The sequence below is a fragment of the Azomonas agilis genome (assembly GCF_007830255.1).
Lineage (GTDB): Bacteria > Pseudomonadota > Gammaproteobacteria > Pseudomonadales > Pseudomonadaceae > Azomonas > Azomonas agilis.
Genome location: NZ_VLKG01000009.1, coordinates 135,029 through 160,026, shown reverse-complemented (window position 1 = coordinate 160,026; position 24,998 = coordinate 135,029). Strand labels below are relative to the sequence as shown.

The window sequence follows — 24,998 nt, the reverse complement described above, 5'->3', positions numbered from 1 at the left end:
CGTTAAGCCAGTAATCCCCCTGATGCGCCAAGGCTTTGATATTTGATAGCCATTGGCAGCAACAAACAGGCAAAAGTATTGGGCAGTTTCCAGCGCCTGCTGCAACGAGCCGAGCTGTTCCGATAGCACTGCGTGCTTGTAGAGGGCGGTTAATAATTGGCACTAGTCGTAAAAATTCTTCTTCTTCCACAAATCATCCTCGTCTTGCTTTTTAGGCTTGGCAATAACGGGAGTTTCTGCGCTGGCCTGAACCTGCTCCAAGGACTCTGTTTGTGTAGTCTCTGCACCTAACTGTTGTTTTAGCAAAGCAGCGGTGGCTTGCCCTAACCATTGCTCTAGCTGTTCTAAGCGCTGCTCACGCTGAGGAAAGGTGGTTTTCTTTGACAAATAACGTATAGCTTGCTCGAAAAATTGACGAGCTTTGGCAAATTGCTTTCTGTTTAACGCCAACTGTCCCAAATTAGCGATGTATTCCAAATACAGTAACGAGGAGAGGAATTTGATCTCTTGCTGCCAATATTTTACCTCAGCAAAGCTGATCACAGACTCCTTACCCGCCGTAGTAATGAGGCTGTATAAATCCTCCAGCAGATAACGAATCTCGTTAAACTGCGATTCTGTATGTATCTGTCCGATGGAAACTCTGACCTGCGCTGGAGTATTGGATGAAGCCTCTGAATGCTCCTGCTCAGGCTCCGTCACATCTGCTGCGGACTCGTCGGCCTCAGTAGCAGAGGCAATCAACTGCCGTAAATACTGGACTCGCTCACGCAGCTTAGTGCCCTTCTTATTTCCCTCAAGTAAACCTTCACTCCAATACAGCTCTAGGGTTGCTAACAACATCCGAAGCTTTGGCGTTAACATTTGCTCTGGCAAAGAAAGCTCCAGCACGGCACAACGCCGCACTCGGTCCGTTAAGGCCGCCCGCTGACGAGCGAGCTTCAGCTTATTACCTTCAACAAGGTTGTTGATGTAGGCAATGATTAGCAATAAGAAGAAGCCAACCAGCAATAAACCTGCTGTTAATGTGACAGACACACACTAAAACCTCATATCAGGAATCAGGACTAGTGTAGAGAGATGCTGAGCGATCTACCATCGCGAAAAGATTTTTAGAAAAATCTGCATCAACCTATTGACCTATCTAAAAAACGTCCATAGAATGCGCGCCACATTCAGTAGCAAGCACCAGTAAGCTTCTGAATGTAAAAGCAAACTGTTTTGTCGACAGGCCCTGTCCCCTTCGTCTAGTGGCCTAGGACATCGCCCTTTCACGGCGGTAACAGGGGTTCGAGTCCCCTAGGGGACGCCACGCGGGAATAGCTCAGTTGGTAGAGCACGACCTTGCCAAGGTCGGGGTCGCGAGTTCGAGTCTCGTTTCCCGCTCCAAATTCTAAAAACCAGCCTCAAGGCTGGTTTTTTATTTCATCCGCTTAATCCCACAGCGTATTGATTGATCCTCCAAGTTTTGGAAGCGTTCAATTTCAGCATCTGGCATAAAATGTAAGCAATCTCCACCAAAAAACCACAATAATTCGCGAGGAATTAAGTGTGCTATTTGCGGATAACGCATAAACATCTGCCCAACAATCTCCTGCCCACTATGACGTTCACTTGGATCTTGGAGCAGCTCGTCAAAACGCTCCAAGAAATACTGGTGGCTTTCCTGTGGAATCTGCTCTGCCTCCGTTACGGCAACCAAGAGCGCCCGCATCTGATGAAGCAGACTTTGCGCCTGCTCCATACTCGTTATCAGCATTTAAATCCCCTTACTCACATACCCAATCATTCACCGATTAAAACGTTCAACCAACAAATACTGTTCTTGAGCAATATTGGTTAATCCTTCGCTCAAAGAAGCCGTGTTCTTTGCTGAATCTGCATTTTGCTCTGAAAGATGAGCAATACGCGTTAGATTTTGACTCATATCCTCTGCCACACTACTCTGCTCTTCCGTGGCTGAGGCAATTTGATTGGTCATATCCGTAATACGGTTGATGGAGTCTCCAATTCCCGTCAGCGCTTGATCCGTCAGGGATGCCTCTTCAACACCAACACTCACGTGCTGACATCCCTGCTGGGCAATACTGAGCGCACAATGGGCCTGCTTTTGCAAAGCAGCTATCAGTTCATGAATTTGGTGCGTTGAGTCTGAAGTGCGTTTCGCTAATTGACGTACTTCGTCAGCAACCACGGCAAAACCTCGGCCACTCTCTCCCGCTCGGGCTGCCTCAATGGCTGCATTCAGCGCCAACAAGTTGGTTTGATCGGCAATGCCTTTGATGACATCCACGACGCTGCTAATCCTATCGCTATCTTTAGCCAAATTCCCTACCGCTTCTCCGGCCTCCTGAACCGAATCTGACAATTTTTGGATGATCTCTCGAGCCCCCAAAGCTAATTCTTGTCCTTGCTTAACCAACTGCTGAGCTTCACGGGCGGCATTAGCAGCCGTAGACACATTGCTCGCTACTTCTTGAGTAGTCGCCGCCATTTCATTCATCGCAGTGGCAATCAGATCAATTTCTTGGCGCTGCTCCAGTAAACGCTTTGAGCTGCTTTGAGCCAAACCATCGGCTTCACGGGCTTGATCCTGAACATGCAAAGCACTGTCTTGCAAACGGGTTAAACAGGTTTTCAGATGCGCTTCTTGGCTTAGGAGTGCCATTTCTAGCTGTGCTTCTAACCCCTGTGTATCGGTGTACATACGAGCAATCATCGGATCTGCGGTCATATGATCTACCAAATGCAGTAAACGCCGCATCCCATGACGCTGCCAATACAAACCCGCGATGCCGATAGGAATGGACAATAAAGCCGCCAGCAAAAACCCCAAATATCCCCCTAACGAGAGCCCAACTAAGAAGGCCACCTGGCTGACTAAAATAAAGGGCAACCACTTAAGCACCATAGGCAACCAGCGATCTTTAAAAGGAATGGCTGGTTTTTTACGGTTTAGACGCGAATACAGTCGCTCAGCACGACGAATTTGCTCCGATGTAGGTTTAGTGCGCACCGACTCATAGCCCACAATCTCTAACTGAGTATTGAGAATCGGCGTAACATAAGCACTCACCCAGTAATGATCCCCATTTTTGCGCCGATTTTTCACAATCCCCATCCAAGGCTGGCCTTGCTTTAGGGTGCGCCACAGATGCTCAAAGACAATGGGTGGAACATCTGGATGACGAATCAAGTTATGGGGCGAGCGAATCAGCTCTTCACGGGTAAAGCCACTCACCTCTACAAAAGCATCGTTACAATAACTAATACATCCCTTTAAATCGGTAGCAGAAATTAAACGCTGATGTTCTGGAAATGGAAAATCTATTTGAGTAACAGGCAAATTATGGCGCATGGGATACCCGTCTTATTGGAATCAAGACAAGAACATACTGGATGAACTGCTGAGATAATTATGGATGCTTTTTTATTAACCTGCTTAATTTATAGGGTCTTATAAAATGAATAGGGTTTTGCTGCATTGTCGCCCGGGATTTGAGGCCGAAGTCTGTGCAGAAATTACGGAACAAGCCAATCTGCTGGACTGTGCTGGATATGCTAAGGCCAAAGCAGGATCAGCCTTTGCCGAATTTGTATGCCCTGATGTCAACGAATTAAGCAATCTAAAAAAATCATTATCATTTTCAAAACTAATTTTTCCACGCCAGTGTATATACGGTTTTTGGCTAGGCTTGCCGCAAGCCCATCGCATTGAAATATTAGTTGAACAATTAACTCAAGATCAACAAGAGTTTGGAAGCCTTTGGCTTGAGGTTCTAGATACTAACGAGGGTAAGGAAGTTTCCGCATTTTGTCGAAAGTTTGAAGCTCCACTGCGTAAAGCCTTAATTAAGGCCCAACTGCTCACACCAAGTGAGCAATTACAAAAACCTCGATTAATATTATTATTTCTTAGTAGTCGAGAGGTTTTTGTAGGTCAAGTACAAGCCGACAACAGTGCAGTATGGCCGATGGGAGTTCCTCGCCTAAAGTTTCCTCGTCAAGCCCCTAGCCGCTCTACGCTAAAGCTGGAGGAGGCTTGGCATCAATTTATTCCGCGTACCGATTGGAACACTCGTCTGGCCCCAGGGATGAGCGCTGTTGATTTGGGAGCCGCCCCCGGTGGCTGGACATGGCAGTTAGTCAATCGACATATGCGCGTCACTGCCGTGGATAATGGGCCAATGAATGCAGAGTTGATGGACTCTGGATTAGTTGAGCATTTACGCGCCGATGGATTTAGCTTCCGCCCCAAAAAGCCGGTACATTGGATGGTATGCGATATTGTGGAGAAACCCGCTCGTAACGCGGCATTGCTGGAGCGCTGGATCGCCGAAGGCTGGTGTCAGGAGGCGATTGTGAACCTTAAACTCCCCATGAAACAGCGTTACAGCGAAGTGAAACACTTGCTAGGGCGTATCCAAGAGCGTCTGCACCAGCAAAACCTTAAGTTTGAGTTATCCTGCAAACAGTTGTATCACGATCGGGAAGAAGTCACCTGCCATCTGCGCCGCTATTGAAGAACTTCCCATCGTTTCCCCTGGAGTAAGTATGAGTATGCTTCACACTGAACTCACCATTGATGCTGTACTGGATGCAACCGGCCTGTGCTGCCCAGAACCTGTCATGCTGCTGCACAAACAAGTCCGTGAATTGCCCGCAGGAGGTGTACTGCGCGTTCTAGCTACCGACCCTTCAACCCAACGGGATATTCCCAAGTTCTGCCTTTTTTTAGGCCATGAACTCTTAGAACAGCAACTTACCGCAGATATCTACTACTATTTAATCCGCAAAAAGCTGGACTAAACCCTCAAGTTGGAGAGGCCATGTCTTCCACAAGCATTCAGTCGGTACAGCCTACCCTGTTCCTCCCACACGGCGCAGGCCCCTGCTTTTTTATGGAATGGCAGCCCGCCCATGCTTGGGATTCTATGCGGGATTTTTTGCAGAGCTTTGCGGCTACACTGCCCAAACCACCCAAAGCCATCTTAATGATATCAGCCCACTGGTGTACTTCTGGATTTCGTGTGACTTCCAGCCCCAAGCCTGCGCTGATGTTTGATTACTACGGCTTTCCTCCCCATACCTATGAGTTGGAATACCCCGCTCCGGGCTCCATACAACTGGCGCAACGGGTAGCCTCTTTACTGGAGCAAGCTCATCTACCCTGCGATCTTGACCCCATTCGAGGGTTTGACCATGGTCTATTTATTCCCCTAAAACTGATGTTTCCCGAAGCCAAAATCCCAGTAGTGCAACTGTCTCTTGATCATCTGCTAGCTCCTGAGCTGCATCTACAATTGGGACAGGCCTTAGCTCCGCTGCGCCACGAACAGGTGCTGATCCTAGGTAGTGGTATGAGCTTTCATAATATGCGCGGCTATGGCGACCCTACCTTTACGCCGATCTCCAAGGCCTTTGATGACTGGCTCACTCAGGCCATCGCAGCAACGCCCACAGAGCGCACAAAATACCTAACGCACTGGACACAGGCACCCCAGGCTCGTCAGTGTCACCCGCCTCGTGCAGAAGAGCATTTACTGCCGTTGATGGTGGTTGCAGGAGCCGCAGGCAACGATCTGGGGCGCAAGGTTTTTTCAGATTGCGTGCTCAAAACCCACTTATCAGCCTTTCAATTCGGCTAAAAGCATCAAAGTCCACCGAAGAGCCTCTCTCCCGAACCACGATGCCAATGCTAATATTTCATACCTAAACGGCCTTTATCCTATTCTTGATCATAAAGAATAGGCCATAAACGGGCCTAAGCCTTTCCGTGACCAGCGGGTAATAGTGATTTCCCGCATGATCAGCATAATCCTAAGGACCCCATGAGTAAGCCTGAGACTCCCGCCGCTGCCGCGAACTTTCTTCGTCCGATCGTCCAAACTGACTTGGAATCGGGCAAGCACGCCAAAATCATCACCCGTTTTCCGCCCGAGCCCAACGGCTATTTGCACATTGGGCACGCCAAATCCATTTGTCTGAATTTTGGCTTGGCGCGTGAATTTGGTGGCGAATGCAACCTGCGCTTTGACGACACCAATCCGGCCAAAGAAGATCAGGAATACATTGATGCCATTCAAAGCGACGTGCGTTGGCTCGGCTTTGAGTGGAGCGGCCCTGTACATTACGCCTCAGACTACTTTCCACAACTGCACGACTGGGCCATTGAGCTGATTAAGGCCGGTAAGGCGTATGTCTGCCATTTATCCCCGGACGAAGCGCGGGAATACCGTGGCACATTGACCGAACCCGGCAAGAACAGCCCTTACCGTGAGCGCTCCGTTGAGGAAAACCTTGACCTGTTCGCCCGTATGAAAGCCGGTGAGTTCGCGGATGGTGCTTGTGTTCTGCGCGCCAAGATCGACATGGCCGCGCCCAACATGAATCTGCGCGATCCTATCCTATACCGCATTCGCCACGCTCATCACCACCAAACCGGCGACCAATGGTGCATTTATCCCAGCTATGACTTTACCCACGGTCAGTCAGATGCTCTGGAAGGTATTACTCACTCCATCTGCACCCTAGAGTTTGAAGACCATCGCCCACTGTACGAATGGTTTTTGGACAATCTGCCGGTTCCGAGCAAACCGCGCCAATACGAATTTGCGCGCCTGAATCTGAACTACACCATCACCAGCAAACGCAAGCTGAAGCAATTGGTGGACGAAGGTCATGTCAGTGGTTGGGACGATCCGCGTATGTCCACCCTATCCGGCTACCGTCGTCGGGGATATACACCCGCCTCTATCCGTCACTTCTGCGATCTGATCGGTGTCAACCGCGCCGGTGGTGTAGTTGATATTGGCATGCTGGAATTTGCCATTCGGGAAGACTTGGACGCCAATGCTTCGCGCGCCATGTGCGTACTCAAGCCCCTCAAGGTGGTGATCACCAACTACCCCGAAGGCCAAGTAGAACTGCTAGAACTGGCCCGCCATCCCAAGCAAGATATGGGTGTGCGCGCGCTGCCCTTCGCCCGCGAAATCTACATTGATGCCGGTGATTACGAGGAAAATCCGCCCAAGGGTTACAAACGTCTGGAACCTAATGGCGAAGTACGGTTGCGCGGCAGCTATGTGATTCGCGCCGATGAAGCCATCAAAGATGCTGAAGGCAATATTGTCGAACTGCGCTGCTCCTACGACCCAGCAACCCTCGGCAAAAACCCTGAAGGCCGCAAAGTAAAGGGCGTAATCCATTGGGTGCCCGTAGAGGGCAGCTTGGAATGCGAGGTGCGCCTCTACGACCGTCTGTTCAAATCCGCTAACCCGGAAAAAACCGAAGACGGTGGTAGCTTCCTCGACAACATCAACCCTGATTCCTTAGTGGTGTTAACAGGCTGCCGCGCCGAACCTTCCTTAGCTCAAGCTCAACCGGAAGACCGGTTCCAGTTTGAGCGTGAAGGCTACTTCACGGCTGACTTGAAAGACTCCAAACCCGGTGCGCCAGTATTCAACCGTACTGTGACCCTGCGCGATTCTTGGGGGCAGTCATGAGCCTCAGCCTTTACAACACCCTGAGCAAAACCAAAGAAGCCTTTCAGCCACTGGAAGGCAAAAAGGTGCGCCTCTATGTATGCGGCATGACCGTCTATGACTTCTGCCACATTGGCCACGCACGGGTGATGGTGGCTTTCGACGTGATCGCACGCTGGTTGCGTCATTCGGGCTACGAGCTGACCTATGTCCGCAACATCACCGATATTGACGACAAGATCATCCGCCGCGCCAATGAGAACGGTGAGCCCTTCAACGTCCTCACCGAGCGCATGATCGCGGCCATGCACGAGGACGAAGCGCGCCTCAATGTGCTGCGTCCGGATCAAGAGCCAAAGGCGACCGCTCACATCGCCGGCATGCATCAGATGATCCAAACCCTGATCGACAAGGGCTACGCCTATGCACCAGGCAATGGTGATGTCTATTACCGAGTCGGCAAGTTCGAGGGCTACGGCAAACTCTCGCGTAAAAAGATCGAGGATTTACGCATCGGTGCCCGCATTGAAGTGGACGAATCCAAGGAAGATCCGCTGGATTTCGTGCTCTGGAAAGGCGCTAAACCCGGCGAGCCAAGCTGGGAGTCACCCTGGGGCGCAGGTCGTCCCGGTTGGCATATTGAGTGCTCAGTAATGTCCACCTGCTGCTTGGGTGAAACCTTCGACATTCATGGCGGCGGCCCAGACCTCGTCTTCCCCCACCACGAAAACGAAATCGCCCAAAGCGAAGCCGCCACCGGCAAGCTGTACGCCAAACACTGGATGCACGCCGGCGCAGTGCGGGTTGATGGCGAGAAAATGTCCAAATCCTTGGGCAACTTCTTCACCATCCGCGAAGTGCTGGAAAAGTACCACCCTGAAGTGGTGCGCTATCTGCTGGTTTCCAGCCACTACCGCAGCCCGATTAACTACTCTGAAGACAGCCTGAAAGAAGCACGCGGCGCTTTAGAGCGCTTCTACCATGCACTTAAAGGCTTACCAGTGGCTGAAGCGGCCGGTGGTGAAGACTTCGTACAGCGTTTTAATGCTGCTATGGACGACGACTTCAATTCCCCTGAAGCCTGTGCCGTGCTGTTTGAAATGACGCGCGAAGTCAACCGACTGCGAGAGAGTGATCCTGCTGCCGCTGCCGGATTGGCGGCGCGTTTGAAGTCGTTAGCCAGTCTTTTGGGTGTTCTACAACTGGAACCTGAAGCCTTCCTACAAGCCGGCGCTGAAGGCAAGGTAGATGCCGCTCAGGTTGAGGCCTTGATTGCTGCGCGCCTGCAAGCCCGAACTGATAAAAATTGGGCCGAGTCGGATCGTATTCGCGATCAGCTCACCGCTATGGGTGTGGTATTGGAAGACAGTAAAGCCGGAACCACATGGCGTTTGGCTGAATAGGTGTTAGAGGTTAGAGGCAGGCCCGCGCGCGAGCCTGCCTACTCTCATTAGACGTGCAGTTTTTCTGCCGCATATAGGGTATTTTCCAACAGGCAAGCACGAGTCATAGGCCCTACTCCGCCCGGAACCGGCGTGATCCAAGCGGCACGCTCGGCAGCGGGCTCAAACTCTACATCGCCTAATAAGCGCCCGTCTGGCTGACGGTTAATACCCACATCAATCACGATGGCACCGGGCTTAATCCATTCCCCTTTCACCAAGCCGGTGATACCCGTCGCTACCACTACTAAATCGGCGCGCTGCACGTGCTCCGCCAGATTTTTGGTAAAGCGATGAGTCACAGTGGTCGTGCAACCTGCTAACAACAGCTCCAACGCCATAGGCCGCCCCACGATGTTAGAAGCGCCTACTACTACAGCATCCAAACCATGCAAATCCACACCTGTGGACTCCAACAGCGTAATCACCCCTTTAGGAGTGCAAGGACGCAACAATGGCATCCGTTGGGCCAAACGACCAATATTATAGGGATGGAAGCCATCCACATCCTTATCAGGGCTGATTCGCTCTAGTAGCTGCGAGGCATCTAAGTGTTTTGGCAAAGGTAGTTGCACTAAAATACCGTCGATCTGAGGATCCTTATTGAGCTGATCAATTAGAGCCAACAGATCGGCTTGGCTAGTATCTTGCGGCAAATCGTGGGCCACAGAACGAAAACCTACTTCTTCGCAATCTTTGCGTTTATGCGCCACATATACTTGCGAGGCTGGATCACTGCCCACCAATATCACGGCCAGCCCGGGAGCCCTTTGCCCCGCTTGCAGGCGTTCGGCAACCCGTTGGGCTATCTGTTGACGGATACGGGCAGCGATCGTTTTGCCATCGATCAATTGTGCGGTCATGACGCGATTAACCATAAGCAGGAAAAAATTGGCGGGCATTCTCGCATGCCAGATTCCCAGCGCAAAGACGAAGAAAGACTCAAAGAAAAAACAAAAGCAACAAAGCTGTTTTTTAAAGACTTTTCAATTTTTATGATTGACGGACTGCATTTGAGTCTATAAGATTCGCCCCGCTTGTCGAGCACAGCAAGTTGCAGGTTTAGAAGTATTTAAACCACAAAAGCAAGCTTGCTCTGCCATTCGCATCGAATGCAGCAAAAGCGCTCGTAGCTCAGCTGGATAGAGCATCCGCCTTCTAAGCGGATGGTCGCAGGTTCGAGTCCTGCCGGGCGCGCCATGCGTCGGCACAAGCAGTTTTGATATGGTGGGCGTAGCTCAGTTGGTAGAGCACAGGATTGTGGCTCCTGGTGTCGTGGGTTCGATTCCCATCGTCCACCCCATATCCAAAGCGCCAGATTGTATAGTCTGGCGTTTGTGTTTTTAGGCTAAAAGCAATGCGGACGTGGTGAAATTGGTAGACACGCTGGATTTAGGTTCCAGTGCCGCAAGGTGTGAGAGTTCGAGTCTCTCCGTCCGCACCATTAGCTTATCTCTGCCAGCCTCTAGCAGGCTACGAACCCCAGCAAAATCAAGGCTTACAGCCCAACTCCCTATCTCTAGCAGTCTCTCCTTATCTCCCTCTATACTTTGCTTTCTTGTATCCCCTGTTGTATCCCTAACAAAACTCGAACTTTGGGATACACAGATGCAGCGCAAAGGCATAAAGCGTAGGCCTCAACTAAAATGCAGATGCTACCTAAAAGTTTCAGGAACCGCCTGACACTGTTATTTATCAGCTTAGGCGCTGCCGTTGGAGCACCTCTTTACTTTTACATTGAGCAAGTTTACGTCCAGCAACTGATACAGGCGCGCAGTAAAGACCTGCACAGCATTGCCGTGGCTACTGCCACCGTTATTTCGGAAAATTTACGCGAACGCCAACGCGAGATATCCCTACTCGCCAAAGCGCCTATCTATGATGATTACACCGCAAGCCTAGGCGTGGATAAATTAACCGGACAACTCAATCAGCTCAAAGCGTCCTACCAATACTATTCATGGATTGGTTTTACCGATACACAGGGCGTAGTTCGAGCTGCCAGTCAAAACATGTTACTGGGCCAAAATGTGAGCCAACGCCCTTGGTTTCAAAACGGCTTGCAGGGCGACTTTATTGGCGATCTTCACGAAGCTGTGCTACTTAAAAAACTCATTGCTCCCACAGGAGCCGAAGGCCCGATTCGTTTTATTGATTTCGCGGCCCCTGTTTTAAATGCCGAACATCAGCTCTTAGGTGTTGTGGCAGCCCACGCTCATTGGGACTGGGCAGATGCCGTTATAGAGGTTCTGGTCCCTATTCTCCAAAGCCAGAAACACTTGGATGTGCATATTTTGAATAAACATCAGGAGGTGATCTACTCCACCTCTAACGCACACAAGTTGGATGAGGACATCCTGAACGATCAGGCACAGGAGGAAATACGGCTGCAAATGAGCGGCACCCAAGAATTCATCCTAGCTCAACAATCCATCCCTGACTTGATTCCAGATAAGCCCCTTGGCTGGAGTCTTTTAGTGGTGCAGCCTAGCAGTGTCATCCATCAGGAAACCCAAACGCTACGCCATGCACTGCTGTATTTAATTGTCTTAGCAACGATTGTGTTCGTTTACTTAGCTTGGTGGATGGCCTCCCGTATTAGCCATCCCATAGAGCACTTGGCTCAACAAGCCAGAAGAGTCCAGCTTGGCGATGAACATCTACCCGACATCAGCCATAAAACCAACATCATAGAGATTGAACAGCTAAATACAGCCATTTCGGACATGACTAAAACGCTCATCCAACGCCGTTCAGAGTTGGAGCAGGCCAATCGAGTTTTAGAAGAAAAGGTAAAGGTGCGCACTCAAGAACTGGAACAAGCTAATAATCGCTTAGAACAAATGGTTCGGATTGACCCACTAACTGGAGTTTTCAATCGGTTAGCGGCTCAAGAGCACATTGATCGGCACTTTAAGCAACTTAAGTACACAGGTGATACATACAGCTTATTGATGCTCGATATTGATTACTTTAAACGCATTAATGATCAATACGGACATGCCGAGGGGGATGAAGCTCTAAAGCGAGTGGCTCACACTATTCGGCAAAACATACGCAAGACGGATTGCTTGTTCCGCATGGGTGGCGAAGAGTTTATGGCCATTCTTCCTCATACCTCTTTGCGTGAAGCCTGCACCGTTGCTGAAAAAATCCGCCGAGCGATAGCCGGCACTCCAGCACCCAAGATAGGAAATATCACCATCAGTATCGGAGTAGCCTTAGCACAGACCAAGGATACAAACAGTGAAATAGCCATACACTGGGCGGATCAGGGCCTATATTTAGCCAAAGAATTAGGGCGCAACCAAGTCGCGATCAAGACTTCGTAATCCTTGTGCTTGGCAGAAGCTTTCTAGGCTCTGCCCCACCCTGATCGGCATAAAACCCCATGAGACTATGGTCGCAAAGCTCGGATTTAGGGCAATTTGCTGCGAAACTTCTGCAATGGAAGCTCGTCTATCAAGCTGGCTATAGTGCTCAGCCTTAGGATTTGAAATACACCATAAAAACAGATCGTTATTACTGTCGTTTGCCAGACTAGAGCCCCAGTCGATTAAGCAGGTTACGTTTATTAGTTTTGCGTCCGGAGTTAGCATGTCGTTGTCTAGTGGGTTGATCGCTCTGGTGGCCCTCGTCTACATGATCATCCTTTTTACTATTGCCTTTTATGGCGACCGTCGTGGACATGCGATGTCTCCGCGTCTACGGGCTTTGGTGTATAGCCTATCTCTGGCAGTGTATTGCACCAGTTGGACGTTTTTTGGCACTGTAGGGCAAGCGGCTGAAAACCTCTGGTCTTTCTTACCCGTGTACCTTGGGCCTATTCTGCTATTGGTATTTGCCCCTCACGTTCTGCAAAAAGTGCTGGCCATCAGCAAACAAGAGAACATCACCTCTATTGCCGACTTTATTGCCTCACGTTATGGAAAGTCGCAGCTACTGGCCATTGTGGTGACACTGATTTGTCTGGTAGCCATCTTGCCCTATATTGCGCTCCAGCTAAAAGGCATTGTAATCGGGGTGAACCTGCTCACGGGAAGCCAAGCCGATACCGTCAATACGCAAGCCCTAGATACTGCGCTCATCGTATCCGTAGCGTTGGCGTTATTCATCATTGTCTTTGGCACTCGTAACCTAGACGTTACGGAACACCACCGTGGCATGGTGCTGGCAATCGCCTTTGAATCATTGGTGAAGCTGGCAGGATTCGTTGCGGTAGGCATCTATGTAACCTTTGTGCTCTACGATGGCTTTGACCACTTAGTCGGAGAGGCCCACGCACAAGCACATCTGCAAGAATACTGGGATCATACGGTCAGTTGGCCCGTGATGATCATCCATACCTTGGTCACTATGATGGCGGTTATCTGCTTGCCGCGTCAGTTCCACGTCACTGTGGTAGAAAACACCAATCCAAAAGATTTTGGGATGGCTCGTTGGGTTTTCCCCCTGTACCTGATGCTGGCCGGACTCTTTGTGGTACCCATTGCCCTAGCAGGCCGCATGTTATTACCGGCCGATGTGTCTCCCGATGCCTATTTAATTAACCTGCCCTTAGCTCAAGGGGATGGCTGGATCGCCATGCTAGCCTTTATCGGCGGAGCTTCAGCGGCTACCGGCATGGTGATCGTATCCAGCGTGGCCCTATCGACAATGGTGTCTAACGATATTTTGCTGCCTTGGCTGTTGCGCCGTCAGGAAACCGACCGTCCCTTTGAAGCCTTCCGGTATTGGATGCTTACGGTGCGGCGCGTCAGTATTATCGTGGTGCTGATGATGGCCTACGTTAGCTACCGGCTCCTGACTTCCACCGCAACCCTTGCCACTATTGGCCAACTGGCCTTTGCTGCCGTAGCCCAACTAGGGCCCGCCATGATTGGGGCTTTGTATTGGAAACAAGCCAATCGGCGCGGTGTGCTGGCAGGACTCATGGCCGGCGGCATTATCTGGGCCTATACCTTGGTTCTACCCCTACTGGCCCAAGCCTTAAATTGGCCCTTAAGTACCTTCCCTGGCCTTACTTGGCTGCAACATAACGCCGAAATCTTAGAGATTGATCCCTTAACCCAAGGTATGGTGCTCTCTTTGGCAGGCAACGCGACCCTATTCTTTTGGGTCTCGGTGATCACGCGCTCACGTTTTTCAGAACATTGGCAGGCCAGTCGCTTTGTAGGCCAACAGATCAATCCTCAGCCCGGCGTACGTCGTCTGTTAGCAGTTCAGGTTGAAGACCTCTTGAGTTTAGCCTCCCGGTTTGTGGGTGCTGAACGAGCTCATCAAAGCTTCCAGCATTTTGCGCGCCGCACCGGACAACCCCTATCCCCCAAACAACCGGCGGACACCCGCTGGATTGCCCATACCGAACGCTTGTTGGCCGGGGTGCTCGGCGCTTCCTCAACCCGCGCCGTAGTTAAAGCCGTGCTGGAAGGCCGCGATATGGAGGTGGAAGATGTTGTCCGCATCGTGGGCGAAGCCTCCGAAGTTTTGGAGTTCAACCGTGCACTGTTGCAAGGAGCGATTGAAAACATCACCCACGGCATCAGCGTAGTGGATCAATCGCTGCGCTTAGTGGCATGGAATCACCGCTATTTAGAAATCTTCGAATACCCTGAAGGCATGATTTATATTGGCCGCCCCATCGCCGATATCATCCGCTTTAACGCAGAGCGCGGCTTATGCGGCCCCGGTGATCCTGATGGCCATGTGGCGCGCCGTCTATACTGGATGCGCCAAGGTACGCAACATACCTCCGAGCGCCTGTTCCCCAACGGGCGTGTGGTGGAACTCATCGGTAGCCCCATGCCCGGTGGCGGCTTTGTGATGAGCTTTAGTGACATCACCGCCTTCCGTGAGGCTGAGAAAGCCCTGAAAGAAGCCAACGAGAGCCTAGAACGGCGGGTGCAAGAGCGCACCTACGAGCTCTCAGAGCTGAATAAAGCCTTGATTGAAGCCAAGAGTGTCTCAGAACAGGCTAACGCCTCTAAAACACGCTTTTTAGCCGCCGTTAGCCATGATTTGATGCAGCCTCTGAATGCAGCGCGCTTATTCTCAGCCTCCCTTGCCCACCAACAGGATGCCCTGCCCAAAGAAGCCCGTGATCTGGTACACCACCTTGATAGCTCTCTGCGCTCGGCTGAGGATTTGATCGCCGACCTGCTGGATATATCCCGTTTGGAAAGTGGCCGAGTGACACCTGATCGCAATCCTTTTACCTTAAATACCCTGTTCGATACGCTAAAAGTTGAGTTCACTGCCTTAGCCCAAGAACAGGGTATGCATTTCCGGGTACATAGCAGCCAATTACGGGTTGATAGCGACATCAAGCTATTACGCCGCATCCTGCAAAATTTCCTCACCAATGCCTTCCGTTATGCGGATGGACAGGTAGTCTTAGGCGTGCGTCGTCAACGTAAGTCACTGCGTTTGGAAGTTTGGGATCGTGGCCCTGGTATTCCCAAAGACAAACTGGGTGTAATTTTCCAAGAGTTTAAGCGTCTGGATAGCCACCAAACCCGCGCTGAAAAAGGCCTAGGGCTGGGATTGGCTATTGCGGATGGTTTATGCAAGGTCTTACATCATCCGTTGTCTGTACGATCAGAACTGGGTAAAGGCAGTGTCTTTAGTGTCACGGTTCCCTTGGCCCGAACTCCAGCACTAGCACCTAGTCCCGTACCAACCGAACAACCCAAGCAACAGCTCCAAGGGATTCAGGTGCTCTGTGTTGATAATGAAGAAAGCATCCTAACGGGGATGAACAGCCTACTCTCACGCTGGGGCTGCCAAGTCTGGACGGCCCCCAACCGTGCAGCCTGTATGAAGCTACTTAATCAGGGTATGCGCCCCCAACTGGCGCTGGTGGATTACCACCTAGATGCAGGGGAAACCGGTACAGAGCTTATGGCTTGGCTCAGAGCGCATCTGAGTGCCCCCATTCCGGGTGTCGTTATCAGCGCAGATGCTCGTCCTGAGTTAATCGCAGCCATCCATGCCGCTGGCTTGGATTATCTGTCCAAACCTGTCAAACCAGCCGCATTGCGGGCCTTAATTGGACGACATTTAGTACTGGGTTAGGGAAACATTCTGGCCAGCAGTGTCTTGGCTCGCTCTGAGCCCTGAGCTGCGGCCAGCTCTAACCAATGGCGTGCCTGTCCGGGCTCATAATGACGAGGCTGCACCAGCAGTTGCCCTAGCTCCACACGCGCAGAGCAATCACCAGCCTTAGCGGCCTGTTGCAGCATTTGTACTCCAATACGCTGATCACGGGCACTGTCACAATCACAGCACAGCAAACGACCCAAACGGCTCTGGGCTGTTACTACTCCGGCTTGGGCCGGCTGTTTTAGTAATCGCCCTGCTAAACGCTTGACGCTGGAGCGCTGACCCAACTTAGGGCGATCCAACAACCATAAAGCCACCTGAACCGGCCATGTTCTAGACATAGAATGAGTCACCGTCAAAGAAGATTGATTCATTGTCGAAGTATCGACGCTAGATGGATAAGAGGGTGCGCACTTTACTGATTTTTAACTTAAAGAAAAGCCTATCGAACCCGCATTGGCAGTCCATTGCTCTAAAGTATTATCCAAAGCCTCCTTTAGACTGGGCGGGATCAACGCTCCTAAGCGATCCCTGCTAACATAGGAGTCTCCTTCTGCTGTGTGAACATGCTATGCCCACCTCCCATCTGTCTGCCACGCTGCAATTGGCGTTTGATTTGATCCGCCGCCCCTCTGTCACTCCTTTAGACGAAGGTTGTCAGCAGCTCATTGCTGAGCGCTTAACAGCCTGTGGCTTTCAGGTACAGCATTGGCACTGGGAAGGCGTGGATAACCTATGGGCTGTGCGAGGCGATCAAGGCCCCATGCTGTGCTTAGCAGGACATACCGATGTAGTCCCCAGTGGCCCGGTAGAACACTGGATACATCCACCGTTCAGCCCCTGCATTGATACAGAAGGCATGCTGTATGGCCGAGGCGCTGCGGACATGAAAGGTAGCCTAGCCGCTATGCTGGTAGCCACCGAACGCTTTATCGCTGCCCACCCCAATCACCGAGGACAACTGGCCTTTCTGATCACCAGTGATGAAGAAGGCACCGCCGAATACGGCACCAAAGCTGTCGTCGAGCGCTTGCGCCAACAAGGACAGCGCATGGATTGGTGCATTGTAGGCGAACCCTCCAGCACTCAAGCTCTAGGCGATATGGTGAAAAATGGACGGCGCGGCTCACTCAATGGCCAGCTCAGGGTTCAGGGCAAACAAGGGCATGTGGCCTATCCACAGAATGCGTGCAACCCCATTCACCTTGCCGCCCCCGCTTTAGCGGCTTTAGCGGCTGAAGTTTGGGATCAGGGTAACGAGTTTTTCCCGCCCACCAGCTTTCAGATTTCCAATATTCAGGCGGGAACGGGAGCCACCAATGTCATTCCTGACACGCTCAGCGTGCTGTTTAACTTCCGTTTCTCTACAGAGTCCACGGTTGAGGGTTTAAAGCAACGGGTCGCGGACATTCTGGATCAACACGGACTGGAGTGGGATATTCAGTGGTCGCTGTCTGGTCTGCCCTTTTTAACGGAGCCCGGTGAGCTGCTGGAAGCTATTGTGCACAGCATTCGCAGCGTCACCGGACGCGAAACCCTTCTATCTACCAGCGGTGGTACTTCAGACGGGCGCTTTATTGCCACGCTCGGCACTCAAGTCGTAGAGCTTGGCCCGGTGAATGCCACTATTCACCAAGTCAATGAGCGGGTTTTAGCCAGCGACCTAGACCAATTAACCGATATCTACCAGCAGACCTTAGAGCGCCTGCTGAGTTAGTACCCTATCAAAACCGCTTTGGTAATCAGATTCAGGGTTTGATTTCGATCAGCGTTCCGTCAGGGACGAGGCTCCAAATCTCCTGCATGTCGGTATTGCTCAGGGCAATGCAGCCATCAGTCCAGTTTAGGGAGCTAAAGTACCATTCTGGATACTGAGCATCCACCGGCGTACCGTGCAACATAATCATGCTACCCGGTGCGAGCCCTTTTTCCCGAGCTTTAGCTGTATCTCGGGCATTGGGGTAAGAAATGTGCATAGAAAGGTTGAACTTGTTGCTGGTTTTACGCCAGTCGATCCAGTACAACCCTTCAGGAGTGCGCTGGTCGCCTTCATGCAATTTTGGGCCTGACTTTTTGCCAAGGGATACTTTATAGGTTTTCAGGCTCTGGCCTTTATTGAGCAAATGTAGGGTTCGCTCCGACTTCACTACCAAAATTTTGTCTACTCGACCTTGCAAGTGGGCAACACTGGCCTGAGACAAAGAGGCAAAGCCTAAGCAGCATAAAACAAGCAACCAGCGCATCTTCTGGTACATCCTTGAATACAGGTTGTTGGGAAATCAGCTTAACAGCCCGAATGATGGCAAAACTGATACAAAGCGGCCCTGCATTCTAGGTAAGGGCTTGGCGTTGGAAAAGTGCTTTGCATCATTTTGTGATCAAGTTGGGGAACTTTTTCAAAATGCTTAAAAACAAAGCACTTTTGCCCTAAATACCCTTAGGCGTAACGTAAGGCTTCAGCAGGCTGAGTTTGAGCAGCGCGCCATGCGGGATACAAAGTGGCTAAAAAACTTAACAACAAGGCTAGGCCCACTACCAGCCCAACATCCTGCATCATCAATTCAGAAGGTAAGGCGTTAATGACATAAACATCGGCATTGAATAAGCGCCACCCGAAGATGCGCTCCAACCAGAGCATCCAGTCGCTAATATTTAAGGCCGCAATAACTCCCAAGATAGCGCCGATTAAAGTGCCGCTAAAACCGATGATGCAGCCTTGCACCATAAAAATACCCATGATTTGTCTAGGAGTAGCGCCCAAAGTACGCAATATAGCGATGTCGGTGCGCTTATCCGCCACCACCATAATCAAGGTAGCCACAATATTAAAGGCAGCAACGGCCACAATCAGCGTCAGTAGCAAGCCAATCATGGTTTTTTCCATCTGCATGGCACTGAATAGACTACCTTGGCTATGCGTCCAATCTTCTACATCAATGCCCTTACCCAACTGTTGTTTTAGTTGTTGTGCGATTTGCGGTGCTTGTTGTAAGTCCGTCAGTTTTAAACGTATGCCCTGTACTTGATCTGAGGGCCAACCTTGCAAAGAAGCTGCATCTTGTTGATGCATCATGGCTAAATTGCCGTCTAAATCAGCGCCAACTTTAAAAATACCCACCACATTTAAGCGATGCAGCCGAGGCGTGATACTGCCGGGAGAATCGCCAATTTCCGGCACAATCAGGGTTAAGCTATCCCCTAGACGTAACTTGAACCGCCATGCAGTCACCTGCCCCACAATGACCCCAAAACTACCGGGGGTTAAGGCTGCTAGATCGCCCTCAATCAACTTAGAAGCCAGTGTTGACACTTTAGGCTCCCAATAAGGATCAATACCGCTGATTTGGATCGGCTGCATTAGGTTACGCAGAGATAACATGCCATCCAGTGTCGTTACCGGAGCACTGGCCAGCACGGCGGGATTTTGGGCAACTTGTTGAGCTAAAGTCTGCCAATCCATTAGTGGTGCTTCGGTGCGTACTAGGGCATGGGGAACCAAGCCCAAAATGCGGCCACTCATTTCGCGTTGAAAGCCATTCATCACCGAGAGCACCAAAATCAGGGCTAACACCCCTAGAGCCAAACCAATCATAGAGGCTAAGGAGATAAAGGAAATAAACTGGCTACGGCGCTTGGCCCGCGTATAACGTGCGCCAATAAAAAGACTCAGTGGGCGAAACATCAGGCAGTCACCAAACGGCCATCATCCAGCCGTAATACACGATCCATTTGCGCCGCCAAGCTCAAATCGTGGGTGACCACCAAAAAAGCGGTATTGAGCGAGCGACTTAAGTTCAGCATTAAGGCTTGAATGCTCTGCGCCGTATGGTGATCTAGGTTTCCTGTGGGCTCATCCAACAGTACTAAAGCGGGGCGATTGGCTAAGGCGCGCGCAATAGCAACCCGCTGCCGCTCTCCTCCCGATAATTCCGAGGGTTTGTGGATTAAACGATGCCCTAGTCCAACCTGCTCCAATAATTCCGTGGCGCGCTGCTGAGCTTCAGGAATCGGGAGTTTGCCAATCAACAAGGGCATACACACATTTTCTAAGGCGCTGAACTCTGGCAGCAAATGATGGAACTGATACACAAAACCTAAGGCTCGGTTACGCAACAATCCCCGCGCTTTTTCGCTCAGGGCAGACAACTCCTCTCCCGCTAACCACACGCTGCCTTGAGTGGGCGTATCCAAACCGCCCAATAAATTCAGTAAGGTGGACTTTCCAGAACCGGAACTGCCGACGATAGCTACGCGCTCACCGGGATACAGTTCCAGCTCCAAACCGGAAAGCACGGCTACGGATTGTGGGCCTTCATCGTAGGATTTACCTAAGTTGCGGCAGCGCAATACTGCTTGTCGATCTGTCATCCGTTTTACTCGTATCTAAGAACCTGAGCGGGTTGGGTGCGCGAAGCCCGCCAAGCCGGATATAGGGTTGCCAAAAAGCTTAGAACCAGCGCCGCGCCACAGACGAGGACGACATCGCTGGCCAATAACTGCGAGGGCAAATAGTCGATAAAGTACACATCGGCACTTAAAAAACGATGATTGAGTAAGCGCTCCAAACCCGCAATAAAGCCGCTGACATTCAGTGCGGCCAAAATACCCAATACTCCACCGATCAGCGTGCCCACCACACCGATGATCGTACCCTGTACCATAAAGATGGCCATAATTTGCCCCGGCGTAGCCCCTAGGGTACGCAAAATGGCGATATCCCCACGTTTGTCATTCACCACCATTACTAGGGTGGAGATGATGTTAAACGCCGCTACCGCCACGATCAGCAATAGCATCAGGCCGATCATGGCTTTTTCCATATGAATAGCTTGGTAGAGATTACCGTGGGTGCGCGTCCAGTCGCGGGTATAAAAATCCGGCCCTAAGTCACGCGCCAATACAGCGGCCATGTGTGGAGCTTGAAATAAGTCGTGCAAGCGCAAACGAACGCCTTGTACTTCACCCGGTTGCCAGCGCTGTAAACGCGCTAAATCTTGGATGTGCGCCACCGCCACAAAACTATCAATTTCACCCGCACCCACATGGAAAATCCCCTGTACGGTGAAACGCTTCATCCGCGGGAACAAACCGGCTGGAGTTACCACCACATCGGGAGCGACAAAGGTCACTTTATCCCCAAGGCTCACCCCCAACGCCTGAGCCGCTCGATCTCCGAGTAAAATGCCAAACTCACCCGGTTTTAAATCCTGCAAGGCACCTTGCTGGAAAAAGCCTTGGATAATGGAGACTTTGGACTCTAATTCTGGATCAACTGCATTAATCAATACTTTTTGCGTGTGACGCTCATGGGCTAATAACCCCTGAGCTTGGATAAAGGGCGCAATAGCTTCCACCTCAGGGTGAGATTGAATCAGTGGTGCTAACTCAAGCGACCAATTAGCCATAGGTACCGGACTTTGCACCGTAGCGTGGGGAATCATCCCCAGTACACGATCACGCATTTCTCGATCAAAACCGTTCATGACCGATAACACGAGAATCATAACTAAAACGCCCAAGGCTAAGCCGGTCATGGAAGTAAGCGAGATAAAGGAAACAAACAGCGTGCGCCGTCTCGCCCGGGTATAGCGACTTCCGATATAAACAGACAGTGGTCTGAACATAAAAGACTTCAGTCAGATACAAAATTAAAGACAACACCAAGCCCACTAGGTATCAGCCTGATACACTGCAAGTAAGTCAACCTGCTCTGTATCCCGATCATGTCAAGCTTGCCCCAAGACCCCCATGAGCGCCGCCGATACTATCGTATTGAGGACTGGGTCGCACTGGAAATTGTTCCAGAATCTAGCGACCAACGATTAAATACGGCCCTATTTAGCCTGCTCAGTGAGTTTCACCAGCTCGACTCGGAACAGCAGGTACTGCTGAGGCAATTGGCGGATACGGATCGCATCCTAGCCAACTACTTACGCCTGCAAAATCGTCGGATGGAGTTGTTAGCCCGCGCCCTGAGCCAAGAGCTAGAACGGCAAATGAGCCCGCCCCGCCGAGTTAATCTGTCTGAAGAAGGCATCTGTTTTACACAAGAAACACCCTTGCCTGAGCAGCAGTCGGTTTATTTGTATTTGGTATTATCCCAAGCGGTGGAGCTGTGCCTTAAAGCACAAGTCACCCGTTGCCTCCCCTTAGAACAGGGGCAATATGAGCTGGCGCTGTATTTTGAGGAGTTATCGGAGTCCAATCGCCAACTCTTAGCACGCCACATTCTGCAAAAGCAGGCTCAAGAACGCCGTATGGCTCGGGGAGAACGCTCCTAATGCCCCTGATGATTGCCGCGCTTGTACTGAGCCTATGGCTACAGAGCTCACCCAGTACCGCTGATGAACTGCATATTCCTATTGGCCAGCAAGCCCAGCTCAGCCAACTGCCCCGCAATGGACAAAGCAGCCGTGAGGTACTGGAGCACTTTGGCTTACCGCAAAAAGAATACCCTGCCGTGGGTAAGCCACCGATTATTCGCTGGGATTACCCCGTATTTTCGGTGTATTTCGAGGGGACGCGTGTCATCAGCAGCGTGGTACAACATCGACCCCAGTACCCAACCAGCGCACAAGGACTCCAACCATGACCCTTATTTACGGACATCGCGGTGCCCGCGGTGAAGCGCCTGAAAATACCCTGATCAGTTTTCAGCACTGTCTGAAGCAGGGGGTGAATCGCTGTGAACTGGACCTACACCTCTCCCTAGATGGCGAGCTAATGGTCATCCACGACCCGACCCTAAGGCGTACTACGGGCCGACGGGGGAAAATCTCAGAGCACTTAGCCGATGACCTAACCACCTACGATGCCCGCCTTGGCCTAACCCACTGGCCTGAGCAAAGCCCCATTCCACGCTTAGCCGAGCTGTTTGAGCACTGCGACTTTGAACATTGGCAACTGGAGGTCAAAAGCGCTTCCAAAAAACGAGCCTTACATACCGTATTGGCCATCCAAAATCTGGTTCAGCAATTCAATTTAGTGGATCGCGTTACCCTGACCTCAAGCTCACGCACCGTGTTAAAAGCCGCCCAGCAGCAAGCACCAAGGCTATCAAGAGGTTTTGTGGCTGAGTACTCTTGGTTAGAGCCGGTCAAAGTAGCACAGCGCTATGGCTGCGAATTCTTGGTACTGAACTGGAAACTCTGCACCCCTGCCCGTTTAAAACGGGCTCATCAAGCAGGATTGCATGTATCAGTATGGACGGTGAATGAACCTGAGCAGATGCGCCAGCTTGCCCACATGGGTGTTGACAGCCTGATTACCGATTACCCCAGCAAAGCGGTACTCGCTCTGGGGTTTACGGCTTAATACCTCGACCAAAAACGAGAAACCGGCCCTAAAGAGCCGGTTTCGCCTGATCAGAAGCTTTCCCGATTCGGCCAGCGCCATGCTGACGAATTGGCGAAGATATCCTCTTCTCCACCCAGTTCAGGCCTCCGGGCGGAGCCGCTTAAAAAAGCCGGTTGAGTCCATCGAAGGCCGCTACCCGATAGGCTTCTGCCATGGTCGGATAGTTAAAAGTGGTGTTGATGAAGAATTTCAGGTTATTGGCCTCACCCGGCTGGTTCATGATGGCTTGGCCAATGTGTACGATTTCAGAGGCCTGATAACCAAAGCAATGCACACCCAAAACCGCCAGCGTTTCGCGGTGGAACAAGATCTTCAACATGCCCACTTCTTCGCCAGAAATCTGCGCCCGTGCCATACCCTTGAAGAAGGCTTTACCCACTTCATAAGGAATTTTTGCTTGGGTCAGCTCGCGCTCTGTTTTACCGATGGAGCTGATTTCTGGGATGGTATAGATACCCGTAGGTACGTCATCCACAAAACGCGCATCCGTTCCCGCAATATTGCCCGCTGCAGAACGACCTTGGTCATAGGCCGCGCTGGCCAGAGAAGGCCAGCCGATCACGTCACCGGCCGCATAAATATTTGGCACTTCGGTACGGTATTCTTGGTTCACTTGAATCTGGCCACGCTTGTTGGCGCTCAGACCGACATTTTCCAGCTTTAGGCTAGCAGTGTTGCCGGTACGGCCGTTACACCACAGCAGAGCATCGGCTTTGATCTTCTTGCCAGACTTGGTGTGCAAAATGACACCATGCTCTAAACCTTCTACGCGCTCATACTCTTCGTTATGACGGATTAGCACATTGTTGTAGCGCAGGTGGTAACTCAGAGCATCGGAGATTTCATCATCCAAGAAATTCAGGAGCTGATCACGGCTGTCGATCAGATCCACCAGAACGCCTAGACCACTGAAGATGGATGCGTATTCGCAACCAATAACGCCAGCTCCGTAGATGATCAAACGGCGTGGGGTGTGGTTTAGGCTCAGGATGGTGTCGCTATCGTAGATACGCGGATGGGTAAAGTCGATGTCATCCGGACGATAGGGACTGGAGCCTGTGGCAATCACAATTTGCTTGGCCGTCAGACGCTCTAACACGCCTTTATTACAGGTTACTTCGATGGTATTGGCATCCGCAAAACTAGCGGTGCCAAAGAAAATATCAATGCGGTTACGTGCATAGTAGCTGGTACGCGAGGTCACTTGTTTGGCAATGACGCGCTCAGCACTTTTTAGAACATCGGGAAACGAGAACCAGCGCGGCTCACCGATCTGACGAAACAGCGGGTTGGTGTTGTACTGCATGATCTGACGCACTGAGTGACGCAGTGCTTTGGAGGGAATAGTGCCTAAGTGAGTGCAACCACCACCAACCTGAGAGTAATTCTCCACTACCGCAATCTTACGACCCGCTTTGGCGGCATTCATAGCCGCACCCTCACCCGCCGGGCCTGAACCCAGTACCACGATGTCATAGTTGTAGACAGCCATATACTCTCCTTTAACACCGTATCCTAGGGGATAACGGCAGTTGACGGAACGTTCAAAGGGCTGCACTCACCCACCGGCAGCCGCTCTGAATCGTGCCCCTAAATAACCTAAACAGGGTATCGG

Annotated in this window: 21 protein-coding genes and 5 tRNA genes; 16 read left to right on the top strand and 10 right to left on the bottom strand. The window is 51.2% G+C overall.

Annotated features, from left to right (window positions below):
* Nucleotides 1-162: 162 nt before the first annotated feature.
* Nucleotides 163-1,038, bottom strand: coding sequence for a hypothetical protein (locus LX59_RS12310; protein WP_144572216.1), 876 nt, complete (start codon nt 1,036-1,038; stop codon nt 163-165).
* A 198-nt stretch (nt 1,039-1,236) separates the two neighbouring features.
* On the opposite strand from LX59_RS12310, the gene LX59_RS12305 reads away from it, so the two are divergent.
* Both LX59_RS12305 and LX59_RS12300 read left to right on the top strand, forming a co-directional pair.
* A tRNA-Glu gene (locus LX59_RS12305) sits at nt 1,237-1,312 on the top strand.
* A 1-nt stretch (nt 1,313) separates the two neighbouring features.
* Nucleotides 1,314-1,389, top strand: a tRNA-Gly gene (locus LX59_RS12300).
* Between the two features lie 31 nt (nt 1,390-1,420).
* Here the strand turns inward: LX59_RS12300 and LX59_RS12295 are convergent.
* A complete protein-coding gene (locus tag LX59_RS12295; protein ID WP_144572214.1) occupies nt 1,421-1,759 on the bottom strand; it encodes a PA2817 family protein in 339 nt (112 codons plus the stop codon).
* A 30-nt stretch (nt 1,760-1,789) separates the two neighbouring features.
* Nucleotides 1,790-3,358, bottom strand: a complete 1,569-nt coding sequence (locus LX59_RS12290; RefSeq protein ID WP_144572212.1) for a methyl-accepting chemotaxis protein — start codon at nt 3,356-3,358, stop codon at nt 1,790-1,792.
* Between the two features lie 106 nt (nt 3,359-3,464).
* Here LX59_RS12290 and rlmM point away from each other — a divergent pair, with 106 nt between their 5' ends.
* From rlmM to cysS, 5 genes are all read left to right on the top strand, one after another.
* Complete coding sequence (gene rlmM, locus LX59_RS12285; protein ID WP_144572210.1) at nt 3,465-4,523, top strand: 23S rRNA (cytidine(2498)-2'-O)-methyltransferase RlmM; 1,059 nt, start codon at nt 3,465-3,467, stop codon at nt 4,521-4,523.
* A gap of 37 nt (nt 4,524-4,560) precedes the next feature.
* Entirely contained in the window at nt 4,561-4,809 is a 249-nt protein-coding gene (tusA, locus tag LX59_RS12280; protein WP_144572248.1) for a sulfurtransferase TusA, read from the top strand.
* Nucleotides 4,810-4,829: 20 nt separating this feature from the next.
* The gene (locus LX59_RS12275; protein WP_144572208.1) at nt 4,830-5,648 is read left to right on the top strand and encodes a DODA-type extradiol aromatic ring-opening family dioxygenase; all 819 of its coding nucleotides are present in this window, start codon (nt 4,830-4,832) and stop codon (nt 5,646-5,648) included.
* A gap of 183 nt (nt 5,649-5,831) precedes the next feature.
* Nucleotides 5,832-7,505, top strand: a complete 1,674-nt coding sequence (locus LX59_RS12270) for a glutamine--tRNA ligase/YqeY domain fusion protein (RefSeq protein WP_144572206.1) — start codon at nt 5,832-5,834, stop codon at nt 7,503-7,505.
* Complete coding sequence (cysS, locus tag LX59_RS12265) at nt 7,502-8,887, top strand: cysteine--tRNA ligase (RefSeq protein WP_144572204.1); 1,386 nt, start codon at nt 7,502-7,504, stop codon at nt 8,885-8,887. The genes LX59_RS12270 and cysS overlap by 4 nt, the downstream gene beginning before the upstream one ends.
* Nucleotides 8,888-8,934: 47 nt before the next feature.
* Here the strand turns inward: cysS and folD are convergent, their stop codons facing one another.
* Nucleotides 8,935-9,789, bottom strand: coding sequence for a bifunctional methylenetetrahydrofolate dehydrogenase/methenyltetrahydrofolate cyclohydrolase FolD (gene folD / locus LX59_RS12260; RefSeq protein WP_144572202.1), 855 nt, complete (start codon nt 9,787-9,789; stop codon nt 8,935-8,937).
* Between the two features lie 260 nt (nt 9,790-10,049).
* Between folD and LX59_RS12255 the strand changes: the two genes are divergently transcribed.
* The 5 genes from LX59_RS12255 (at nt 10,050) to LX59_RS12235 (ending at nt 16,000) form a co-directional block, all read left to right on the top strand.
* Nucleotides 10,050-10,126: transfer RNA gene (locus LX59_RS12255), tRNA-Arg, on the top strand.
* A gap of 27 nt (nt 10,127-10,153) precedes the next feature.
* Nucleotides 10,154-10,229 (top strand) — tRNA-His (locus LX59_RS12250).
* Between the two features lie 56 nt (nt 10,230-10,285).
* Nucleotides 10,286-10,370: transfer RNA gene (locus LX59_RS12245), tRNA-Leu, on the top strand.
* A 202-nt stretch (nt 10,371-10,572) separates the two neighbouring features.
* Nucleotides 10,573-12,258, top strand: coding sequence for a sensor domain-containing diguanylate cyclase (locus tag LX59_RS12240; RefSeq protein WP_144572200.1), 1,686 nt, complete (start codon nt 10,573-10,575; stop codon nt 12,256-12,258).
* Nucleotides 12,259-12,523: 265 nt separating this feature from the next.
* Entirely contained in the window at nt 12,524-16,000 is a 3,477-nt protein-coding gene (locus LX59_RS12235; RefSeq protein ID WP_144572198.1) for a hybrid sensor histidine kinase/response regulator, read from the top strand.
* Here LX59_RS12235 and LX59_RS12230 read toward each other — a convergent pair.
* The gene (locus LX59_RS12230) at nt 15,997-16,368 is read right to left on the bottom strand and encodes an SEL1-like repeat protein (RefSeq protein ID WP_246118752.1); all 372 of its coding nucleotides are present in this window, start codon (nt 16,366-16,368) and stop codon (nt 15,997-15,999) included. The genes LX59_RS12235 and LX59_RS12230 overlap by 4 nt on opposite strands.
* 230 nt (nt 16,369-16,598) lie before the next feature.
* On the opposite strand from LX59_RS12230, the gene dapE reads away from it, so the two are divergent.
* Nucleotides 16,599-17,744, top strand: a complete 1,146-nt coding sequence (gene dapE, locus LX59_RS12225) for a succinyl-diaminopimelate desuccinylase (RefSeq protein ID WP_144572196.1) — start codon at nt 16,599-16,601, stop codon at nt 17,742-17,744.
* Nucleotides 17,745-17,775: 31 nt separating this feature from the next.
* Here dapE and LX59_RS12220 read toward each other — a convergent pair whose 3' ends face one another.
* From LX59_RS12220 to LX59_RS12205, 4 genes are all read right to left on the bottom strand, one after another.
* Entirely contained in the window at nt 17,776-18,270 is a 495-nt protein-coding gene (locus LX59_RS12220; RefSeq protein ID WP_144572194.1) for a L,D-transpeptidase family protein, read from the bottom strand.
* A gap of 194 nt (nt 18,271-18,464) precedes the next feature.
* Nucleotides 18,465-19,709: a lipoprotein-releasing ABC transporter permease subunit gene (locus tag LX59_RS12215; RefSeq protein WP_144572192.1), complete on the bottom strand. Its 1,245-nt coding sequence runs from the start codon at nt 19,707-19,709 to the stop codon at nt 18,465-18,467.
* On the bottom strand, nt 19,709-20,395 hold the full coding sequence (gene lolD / locus LX59_RS12210; protein WP_144572190.1) for a lipoprotein-releasing ABC transporter ATP-binding protein LolD: 687 nt from the start codon (nt 20,393-20,395) through the stop codon (nt 19,709-19,711). Before lolD ends, LX59_RS12215 begins: the two co-directional genes overlap by 1 nt.
* Before the next feature lie 5 nt (nt 20,396-20,400).
* Nucleotides 20,401-21,651, bottom strand: a complete 1,251-nt coding sequence (locus LX59_RS12205; protein WP_144572188.1) for a lipoprotein-releasing ABC transporter permease subunit — start codon at nt 21,649-21,651, stop codon at nt 20,401-20,403.
* 99 nt (nt 21,652-21,750) lie between these two features.
* Here LX59_RS12205 and LX59_RS12200 point away from each other — a divergent pair, with 99 nt between their 5' ends.
* Genes LX59_RS12200 through LX59_RS12190 form a run of 3 tightly spaced genes read left to right on the top strand, consistent with a single transcriptional unit; the run spans nt 21,751 to nt 23,341 of the window.
* A complete protein-coding gene (locus LX59_RS12200) occupies nt 21,751-22,308 on the top strand; it encodes a PilZ domain-containing protein (protein WP_144572187.1) in 558 nt (185 codons plus the stop codon).
* Nucleotides 22,308-22,619 (top strand): phosphodiesterase, encoded by a 312-nt coding sequence (locus tag LX59_RS12195; protein ID WP_425457494.1) that lies wholly within the window; start codon nt 22,308-22,310, stop codon nt 22,617-22,619. The genes LX59_RS12200 and LX59_RS12195 overlap by 1 nt, the downstream gene beginning before the upstream one ends.
* Nucleotides 22,616-23,341 (top strand): glycerophosphodiester phosphodiesterase, encoded by a 726-nt coding sequence (locus LX59_RS12190; protein WP_144572185.1) that lies wholly within the window; start codon nt 22,616-22,618, stop codon nt 23,339-23,341. Before LX59_RS12195 ends, LX59_RS12190 begins: the two co-directional genes overlap by 4 nt.
* A 142-nt stretch (nt 23,342-23,483) precedes the next feature.
* Here LX59_RS12190 and sthA read toward each other — a convergent pair whose 3' ends face one another.
* Nucleotides 23,484-24,875: a Si-specific NAD(P)(+) transhydrogenase gene (gene sthA, locus LX59_RS12185; protein ID WP_144572183.1), complete on the bottom strand. Its 1,392-nt coding sequence runs from the start codon at nt 24,873-24,875 to the stop codon at nt 23,484-23,486.
* Between the last annotated feature and the right edge of the window lie 123 nt (nt 24,876-24,998).

Excerpts from the sequence above, each read along its gene's own strand:
- LX59_RS12295 (WP_144572214.1), bottom strand. The coding sequence starts at position 1,759 with ATGCTGATAACGAGTATGGAGCAGGCGCAAAGTCTGCTTCATCAGATG.
- LX59_RS12290 (WP_144572212.1), bottom strand. The coding sequence starts at position 3,358 with ATGCGCCATAATTTGCCTGTTACTCAAATAGATTTTCCATTTCCAGAA.
- rlmM (WP_144572210.1), top strand. The coding sequence starts at position 3,465 with ATGAATAGGGTTTTGCTGCATTGTCGCCCGGGATTTGAGGCCGAAGTC.
- tusA (WP_144572248.1), top strand. The coding sequence starts at position 4,561 with ATGCTTCACACTGAACTCACCATTGATGCTGTACTGGATGCAACCGGC.
- LX59_RS12275 (WP_144572208.1), top strand. The coding sequence starts at position 4,830 with ATGTCTTCCACAAGCATTCAGTCGGTACAGCCTACCCTGTTCCTCCCA.
- LX59_RS12270 (WP_144572206.1), top strand. The coding sequence starts at position 5,832 with ATGAGTAAGCCTGAGACTCCCGCCGCTGCCGCGAACTTTCTTCGTCCG.
- cysS (WP_144572204.1), top strand. The coding sequence starts at position 7,502 with ATGAGCCTCAGCCTTTACAACACCCTGAGCAAAACCAAAGAAGCCTTT.
- folD (WP_144572202.1), bottom strand. The coding sequence starts at position 9,789 with ATGACCGCACAATTGATCGATGGCAAAACGATCGCTGCCCGTATCCGT.
- LX59_RS12240 (WP_144572200.1), top strand. The coding sequence starts at position 10,573 with ATGCAGATGCTACCTAAAAGTTTCAGGAACCGCCTGACACTGTTATTT.
- LX59_RS12235 (WP_144572198.1), top strand. The coding sequence starts at position 12,524 with ATGTCGTTGTCTAGTGGGTTGATCGCTCTGGTGGCCCTCGTCTACATG.
- LX59_RS12230 (WP_246118752.1), bottom strand. The coding sequence starts at position 16,368 with ATGTCTAGAACATGGCCGGTTCAGGTGGCTTTATGGTTGTTGGATCGC.
- dapE (WP_144572196.1), top strand. The coding sequence starts at position 16,599 with ATGCCCACCTCCCATCTGTCTGCCACGCTGCAATTGGCGTTTGATTTG.
- LX59_RS12220 (WP_144572194.1), bottom strand. The coding sequence starts at position 18,270 with ATGCGCTGGTTGCTTGTTTTATGCTGCTTAGGCTTTGCCTCTTTGTCT.
- LX59_RS12215 (WP_144572192.1), bottom strand. The coding sequence starts at position 19,709 with ATGTTTCGCCCACTGAGTCTTTTTATTGGCGCACGTTATACGCGGGCC.
- lolD (WP_144572190.1), bottom strand. The coding sequence starts at position 20,395 with ATGACAGATCGACAAGCAGTATTGCGCTGCCGCAACTTAGGTAAATCC.
- LX59_RS12205 (WP_144572188.1), bottom strand. The coding sequence starts at position 21,651 with ATGTTCAGACCACTGTCTGTTTATATCGGAAGTCGCTATACCCGGGCG.
- LX59_RS12200 (WP_144572187.1), top strand. The coding sequence starts at position 21,751 with ATGTCAAGCTTGCCCCAAGACCCCCATGAGCGCCGCCGATACTATCGT.
- LX59_RS12195 (WP_425457494.1), top strand. The coding sequence starts at position 22,308 with ATGCCCCTGATGATTGCCGCGCTTGTACTGAGCCTATGGCTACAGAGC.
- LX59_RS12190 (WP_144572185.1), top strand. The coding sequence starts at position 22,616 with ATGACCCTTATTTACGGACATCGCGGTGCCCGCGGTGAAGCGCCTGAA.
- sthA (WP_144572183.1), bottom strand. The coding sequence starts at position 24,875 with ATGGCTGTCTACAACTATGACATCGTGGTACTGGGTTCAGGCCCGGCG.